Origin of the sequence: Streptomyces sp. YIM 98790 (assembly GCF_011421595.1) — a bacterium.
Lineage (GTDB): Bacteria > Actinomycetota > Actinomycetes > Streptomycetales > Streptomycetaceae > Streptomyces.
The window spans coordinates 1-7,400 of the sequence record NZ_WTLH01000245.1 but is presented as its reverse complement, the minus strand read 5'-3'; the positions used below and the strand labels follow the sequence as shown (position 1 = coordinate 7,400).

The window sequence follows — 7,400 nt, the reverse complement described above, 5'->3', positions numbered from 1 at the left end:
GGCGGGGGAGGGGGCCACCGAGACCAGCGCGGCGACCAGCAGGGCACCGGCCGCCACGGCCAGCGGCAGCGCCGGCTCGGCGGACACGGCGGCGGCCGCCGCCAGCGGGGCGGCGATCAGGCCCGCCGAGCGGACGGTCTCCACCGCGGTGAAGGCGGGCCCCTCCGTGCCGGTGGCCCGGAACGCCCGCAGCTCGACGGCGACCTGGCCCAGGCCCAGCGCGGCGCCGAACAGTATCCGGCCGCCGGCCATGGACACCACGTCCCCGGCCGCCCACTGCCACAGGAAACCCGCCGCGGCCACGCCCAGCGCGGTGGGCAGCAGCCGCGGCCCGAGCCGGTCCTGGCAGCGGCGGGCGAACGGCAGCACCAGCAGCGCGGCCACACTCGGCAGGAAGAACAGCACGGCCGCGCCCGCCTCGCCGCTGCCCAGGTCCAGCGCCAGCTCGGTGAAGAACGGCCGGGAGACGGTCACCGCGAAATCGAAGGCGACCCCGATCAGCGCGGCCTGGGCCAGCAGCACGGCCCGGCCGCGCCACCGCTTCCGGCCGCCGGGAGACGGGGCACCGGCGGAGCTGCGGCGCACGGCACGCCGCAGCCGTGCCACCGGACCCGCACCGGCACCCCGGGCGCTCGACGGCGGCGGCTCCGGGGAGTCCGCGCGCGCCACGGGCGCGGGCCGCAGCGGCAGACGGCGCAGCATCCGGTGGACCAGCACCGCCAGCGCCACGTCCAGCAGGGCGAAGGCCGAGATGCCCAGCCGTGGCTGGGGCAGCGCCAGAACCCCGGCGCCCACCAGCGTGGCGGCCACCGACGCCACATGGAACATCACCACGATCGCGCAGATCCCGGCCAGCCGGGCATGGTCCGGGTCGGTGCCCTCCTCCGCCCTGCGGGTGTACTCGCCGATCAGCGCCGGATACGCCAGCAGCAGCGCGGCGTTGGTGGCCACACAGGCCGCGGACAGCCCGGTGAACCAGGCGTAGTCCGGTGCCAGCCCCAGCAGCAGATCGCACACCGAGGCCGCGCACAGCCCGGTCAGCACCAGCCGGTGCGGGGCCCAGCGGCGCGCCGCCAGCCCCCACAGCGGCAGCGCCGCCAGCCCGACGATCCGGCACACCCACAGATACAGCCCGGTGGCCCCGGGGTCGCGGATGCCGTAGAGCCGCTCGAACAGCTGCGGCAGGAACGGCGTGAGCGCGGTCTCCGCGACCAGGTACAGGCCGATGACGGCGATGAGCACCCCGCGGATGCCGCGCGCCCCGTCCACGCCCCGGTCCCGCGGGCCGGACGCCCCGGATATGCCGGATGTTCCCGGGTCTCCTGCCGCCGTGCTCATGTGCGGCTGCCCACCGGGTCCGCCGGGCGGGCCGGCGCGGGAACCGCGATGCCGCCCGCCGGGGCGGCGGCGGGCACGCCGAAGGTGGTCCAGGAGGCCCGGTCCGGCACCGGCACCACGTCCCGGCCGGCCACCGCGTTGAGAATGGTGGCGGCCCGCCAGGCGCCGAGCGTCAGATCGGGGGCGCCCACGCCGTGCGTGTGCATCTCGGCGTTCTGCACGTAGAGCGCGCCGGTCACCCGCGGGTCCAGGGCGACCCGGTAGCCGCCGTCCACCCGGTAGCGGCCCTTGGCGTCCCAGTCGACCAGGCCGGCCAGCGGCTCCAGGCAGTCCGGCCGCCGCGCCGCATAGCCGGTGGCCGCCACGACCGCTTCCGTGCGCAGCGTGAACTCGCCGCCCTGGTCCACATTGCGGCAGCGCAGCAGATAGCCCCCGCCCTCCGGCCGGACGTCGGTCAGCTCCGTCCCCGGGTGCAGACCGGCCCGGGGCCGTCCGCCGCCGATGGTCCGCTCGTACAGCTCGTCGTGGATCTCCCCCAGCGTGTCCCCGCTGACGCCCTTGTAGAGCTGCCACTGGCTGCGCACCAGTTCCTCGCGCCGGGTCTCGGGGAGCGAGCGGAAGTAGCGGATGTAGTCGGGGGTGAAGTGCTCCAGCCCGATCTTCGAGTACTCCATGGGCGCGAACGCCGGGGTGCGGGCCAGCCAGCGCACGTACGGCCCGCCGCGGCCGTCGCCGTCCTGGCGGCGCAGCAGGTCGAGCAGTACCTCGGCGCCGGACTGCCCGGCGCCGATCACCGTGACGTCGGCGGCGGAGGCGAGTTCCTCGCGGTGGGTGCGGAAGTCGGCGCTGTGCAGCACCCGGCCGCGGTGTGCCGGGTCGGCCAGCAGCGCGCGCAGCGGCTCCGGCACCACCGGTTCGGTGCCCACCCCCAGCACCACCTGACGGGCTGTCACCCGCTCGGTGGCCCCTGCCGCGTTGCGGTGCGTGACGGCGAAGACGGCCTGCCGCTCGTCCCATTCCACGGCGGTCACCCGGGCGTCGAAGCGGCAGGACGGCAGGCTCTCCGCCACCCAGCGGCAGTAGTGGTCGTACTCGCGGCGCGGGATGTGGAAGCGCTCGGCGAAGAAGAACGGGAAGAGGCGGCCGTGGGCGCGCAGGTAGTTGAGGAACGTCCAGGGGCTGGTCGGATCGGCCATGGTGGCCAGGTCGGCCAGGAAGGGGACCTGGAGCACGGTGCCCTCCATCAGCAGGCCGGGGTGCCAGGAGAAGGCCGGCCTGGCGTCCAGGAACAGGGTGCGCAGCCCGGGCACGCCGTCGGCGAGGGCCGCCAGCGAGAGGTTGAACGGGCCGATGCCGACGCCGATCAGGTCGTAACCGTCGTCCGGCGCGGCGGTGCGGGCGGGGTTTGCGGTCAAGGTGGGGCCTCCGCGGTGGGGATGGGTGGCGGTTCGGGACGTTCAGCGGGCGGCGAGCGGGTTGGGCAGGTCGACGTAGACGGACTGGGTGTGCACATCGCCGACCAGCTCGTCGAGTCCGTCCACGCAGGTGAGGTAGTTGCCCTTGCAGCGCAGCACGGGCGCGTCGAGCAGCAGGTCCAGCAGGCCCTTGGCGCCGGGCTCGGCGGCGCGCAGCCGGCCCAGCGCGCGGCGCGCCACGGCCAGCAGCGCGCTCTCCTCGGCCAGGCCCAGCGCGCCGAAGGCGCCGATCATGCCGAGCAGATTGTTGATGCCCAGGTAGTAGGCCACCCGCTCGTCCACGAAGGCGTCCTCGAAGACCAGCTCCACGCCGTCGGCGGCACCCGGCAGCAGGCGCTCCAGCCCGGCGGCGCGGGAGGCGGCCAGATAGTAGCCCTGGCTGTCCCGGTACCAGGCGGCGCACGGCGTGCCGTCCGCCGGGTCCAGGCCGACCAGGGTGTTCTGGTGGTGCGGCTCCAGGGCGATGCCGTAGCGGGCCTGGAGCCGGATCAGCGGCACCGCCAGCACGTCCAGGTAGCGGGCGAACCAGCGGGCGGCGGCCTCCGGCACGGACAGCCGGCCGGCGGCGGCGGTGCGTTCCACGGCCGCGGCCAGCAGCGCCCGGTGGCGGGGCGGGGAGCCGTCGCCGGGGCCGGTGCGCTCGGCCAGCAGCCCGGCCACGCAGACGGCGTGCGGCCCGGAGCCGGCCCGGAACGGATTGTCCCGGATCGCGGTCTCCAGCCCGGTCTCGCCGCCGTCCGGGCCGGCGCCCGCCGAGATCCAGGCGAAGTCCCGCAGGATGCCGAACCCGGGATGCTCGGCGCGCAGCCAGTCGGCCGGCCCGGCGGCCAGCAGCCGGGCCGCCCGCACCCCCAGCCGCATCTCGGACCGCAGGTTGTTGCGGCGGGAGTTGGTGATCCGCATGCCCAGCGACAGCTTGAGCATCACGGCCGCGTCCGGGCGGTGCACGGTGCGCACCGAGGAGGTCGGCCACCAGGGCCGGCCGCCCGGGCCGAGCGGGCGCAGCAGCCCGTCGGCCAGCAGCCGCGCCACCTCGGGGCGGCCGGTCACCTCCCTGGCCTGCCACGGGTGTGCCGGAACGGGCACGAAGCCGGGGGGCAGGTCCGGACCGGCGGCGAGCGGGCGCAGCAGCGCGGCCGGGTCGGTGCCGTCCCAGCTCTCCCCGGCCACCACCGAGGGGTGGGCGGCGAACCAGTGCAGCGGGAAGGAGCCGCGCAGCTCCGGTGACCACTCGGCCAGTTCCCGGTCGGAGGACTCCTCCCGGCTCTTGGGCGCCGGGTGGAAGGGATGGCCCAGCAGCAGCGCCTGCTCGCCCGCCAGGAATCCGTCCGGGCCGGTGCTGCCGTCGGGCCCGTCCGGCTCGGCGCGCCGGGCGGCGATGTGGGCGGCGGTGCGGCGGGCCGAGTTCAGCACCCGGGCCACCGCGTCGGTGCCCGGATGCGGCGGCAGGCCCCGCCCGGCCGTGGTCTCCCGGATGACGGCGGCGGCCACCAGCGCGGCATCCGCCGGGCCGGGCGCGCCGAGCCCCGCGGCGGGCAGCACCTCGGCCGGTCCGAAGCGGTGCCAGCCGGTCGCCGAGCGGTAGCGGACCGGCACGCCGAGCCGGACGCCGCTGGCGGGCAGATCGAGCAGCAGCCGCTGCCCGGCGGGCGGCACGGCCGTGCCGGTCTCCCGGACGTAGGCGCGCAGCAGGGTTTCGGTGGCGGCGGCGTCCCCGGCGTACAGGGCGTCCGGGTGGTCCAGCGGGTCGGGCCCGGTGGGCCCGGTGGGCCCGGCCGGGCCGGTCGGGCCGGCGGGCGGCGGGTGCACGGTCATCGTCGGTGCTCCGGTGCGGGGGCGGGGGAGGGGACGGTCCGGGGAGGCGTCACAGCAGCAGTCGTCCGGCCGGCGGGTGGCCCAGGAAGGCGGGCATGGCGAACTCCCACCCGTAGGACCCGGCGCGTGGGAAGACGACCAGGTCACCGGCGCGCACCCGGTCCACATGGACGTCCCGCAGCAGGGTGTCCTCGGGCGTGCACAGCTCGCCGACCACGGTGACCCGGGTGTTCTCGGCGGCCGGCCGGGGCAGGTCCGCCTCGTCCCACCGGTCCACCGGCAGCACGGCGATGTTGTGCACCAGCTCCCAGGAGGTGGGCAGCTGGAAATGGTTGATGCCGCCGCGCAGCATCACGAACCACTGGCCGTAGGAGTGCTTCACATCGGTGACCTCGGCGGCGTACCAGCCGCAGTCGGTGACCAGGAAGCGGCCGGGCTCCAGGATCACCCGGGCCCCCGCCGGGGGCGGGGTGGCCGCGATCAGCTCACCGAACCGGGCGGTGTCGAAGCACTGTTCGCCGTCGAAGTCGACGCCGATGCCGCCGCCGATGTCGATGTGGCGCAGTTCGATGCCGTGCGCGGCGGCGGTGGCGGCGCTCCACTCCACGCACCAGCGCAGGTACTCGGCATGGGTGCCGGCGTCCAGGTTGTTGGACGCGGCGTGGATGTGGAAGCCGGTCAGGTCGATCGCCGGGAGTCTGCGGGCCCGCTCCAGCACCTCGGGCACCTCCGGCTCGGGAACCCCGAACTGGGAGGGCTGCCCGCCCATGTGCAGCGAGCCGGTGACCGGCACGGCCGCCGGATTGACCCGCAGCCCGACCCGGGCGGTGGTGCCCAGGCCGGAGGCGATCCGGCTGATGCGGTGCAGTTCCAGCAGGCTCTCGGCGTTGACCGCCTCCACTCCGGCGGCGATCAGACCGGTCAGCACCGGGACGGTCTTGGCCGGCCCGGCGGCCACCACCGGCACCGGAGCGGAACCCGCGGCGCCGTCCCGGGCGGCCAGGGTCCGCAGGGCCAGCGAGAGTTCGCTGCGGGAGGCCACCTCGAAGCCGTCCACGTGCGGGGCCAGACCGTGCAGCACCCCGGGGAAGGAGTTGGCCTTCACCGCGTAGTACACGGCCGCCCACGGCGGCAGCGCGGCACGCAGTGCGCGGGCGCGCGCGGCCGCCGTCGCCGGATCGTAGAGGTAGGCGGCCAGCGGCTCGGGGGCGGACGCGGCCCGCTCCAGCAGGCGGCGGCGCACCCGCCCGGGGAGCGCGGAGACCGGATGGGCGGAACGGGGCGCGGCGGAGGGCGGAAGCTCTATGGACACGTCGGCTGCCTCGGCGGGTGTCGGTCGTGGTCGGTCGGCGTTCGTGGTCGGTCGGCGGTCGGCGGTCGGGGCGGGCGGTCGGGCGGGCGTCAGGGGGTGCGGGCCGTCCGGTGCGGGGCCGGCGGGGCGCCGGTACGGTCCCGGGCCAGTTCGGTGACCAGCTTCAGCAGGCCGGTGAGTTCACCGGCCGAGGCCCGCGGATGGAGCAGGGTGGCCTTGAGCCACAGCCGCTTCCGTCCTCCCGCGTCCGGGTCGGCGGCCCGGGCGCGGCCCAGCACCGCCAGTCCGTCGGCCAGCAGCCTGCGCCGCACCTCGGCCACCAGCGCGTCCCCGGCGGCCTCGCCCTGTTCCTCGGCCAGCCGGTCCGCGGCGGACGGGCGGAACAGCACGGTGCTGATGCCGATCCCGCCGGGGCGGCGGCGCAGCCCGGGCTCGGCGTCGACGGCCCGGCCCAGCGCCTGCGCGGTGTCCACGCAGTGCTCCACCAGCCGCCCCATGCCCTCCCGGCCCAGGCCGCGCAGGGTGGCCGCGATCTTCAGCACGTCCGGGCGGCGGGAGGTGCGCAGCGAGCGGCCCAGCAGGTCGGGCAGGCCGGCCTCGGTGTCGTCGTCGGCGTTGAGGTAGTCGGCGCGCAGCGACAGGGCCCGGACCCGCGCGGCGTCGGCGACCGCCAGCAGCCCGGCCGCGACCGGCTGCCAGCCCAGCTTGTGCAGGTCGAAGGTGACCGACACGGCCTGCTCGACACCGTCCAGCAGCGGCGCCAGCCGGTCGCTGAACAGCAGCGGGCCGCCGTACGCGGCGTCCACGTGAAGCTCGGCGCCGTGCCGGGCGGCGACCCGGGCGAGTTCGGGCAGCGGATCGATCAGCCCCTCGTCCGTGGTGCCGGCGGTGGCCACCACCAGGGCGGGGGCGCGGCCGGTGCCGGCCAGGGCCCGCTCCAGGGCGGCCGGCAGCATCCGGCCGTCCCGGCACTCCACGGCCACCGGCGCGGGCAGGCCGAGGAGCCAGGCGGCGCGCTGCACGCTGTGGTGCGCGGTGGTGCCGCAGTACACCCGGAGGGTGCCGGCGCCCGCCTCCGCGGCCCGTTCCCGGGCCAGCAGCAGGGCGACCAGGTTGGATTCGGTGCCCCCGCTGGTGATCAGGGCGTCGGGGCGGGGTGCCGCCGGGTAGACCAGGCGGGCCAGAGCCTCGGCGACGTCCTCCTCGATCACCGCGGCCGCGGGCGCCTGGTCCCAGGAGTCCATGGAGGGGTTGAGGGCGGAGGCGGCGAGATCGGCCGCGGCGGCCACGGCCAGCGGCGGGCAGTGCAGATGGGCCACGCAGTGCGAGTCGGCCGGGTCGGCGGCGCCCTGGGCGGCGGCCCGCACCACGTCGTAGAGCGCCTCGGCGGCGCCCACGCCCCGGCGGGGAAGCACCGGCGCGCACAGCGCGCGGGTGCGTTCGGCCACCGCCTCGGGGCC

The 7,400-nt window shown here is 76.8% G+C and carries 5 protein-coding genes; all 5 read right to left on the bottom strand.

The genetic code is table 11. From position 1 onward, the window contains the following. Nucleotides 1-1,269, bottom strand: a 1,269-nt coding sequence (locus GQS09_RS25685) for an MFS transporter (protein WP_165989937.1), incomplete at its 3' end; no start/stop codon positions are given. Nucleotides 1,270-1,334: 65 nt separating this feature from the next. Continuing rightward, nucleotides 1,335-2,753, bottom strand: coding sequence for a lysine N(6)-hydroxylase/L-ornithine N(5)-oxygenase family protein (locus GQS09_RS25680; protein ID WP_165989936.1), 1,419 nt, complete (start codon nt 2,751-2,753; stop codon nt 1,335-1,337). Nucleotides 2,754-2,795: 42 nt separating this feature from the next. After that, on the bottom strand, nt 2,796-4,628 hold the full coding sequence (locus GQS09_RS25675; protein ID WP_243761785.1) for an IucA/IucC family siderophore biosynthesis protein: 1,833 nt from the start codon (nt 4,626-4,628) through the stop codon (nt 2,796-2,798). Between the two features lie 49 nt (nt 4,629-4,677). Next, nucleotides 4,678-5,940, bottom strand: coding sequence for a type III PLP-dependent enzyme (locus GQS09_RS25670; protein ID WP_207958287.1), 1,263 nt, complete (start codon nt 5,938-5,940; stop codon nt 4,678-4,680). Between the two features lie 89 nt (nt 5,941-6,029). Beyond that, a partial coding sequence (locus GQS09_RS25665) for an aminotransferase class V-fold PLP-dependent enzyme (protein WP_165989934.1) occupies nt 6,030-7,400 on the bottom strand: 1,371 nt, incomplete at its 5' end.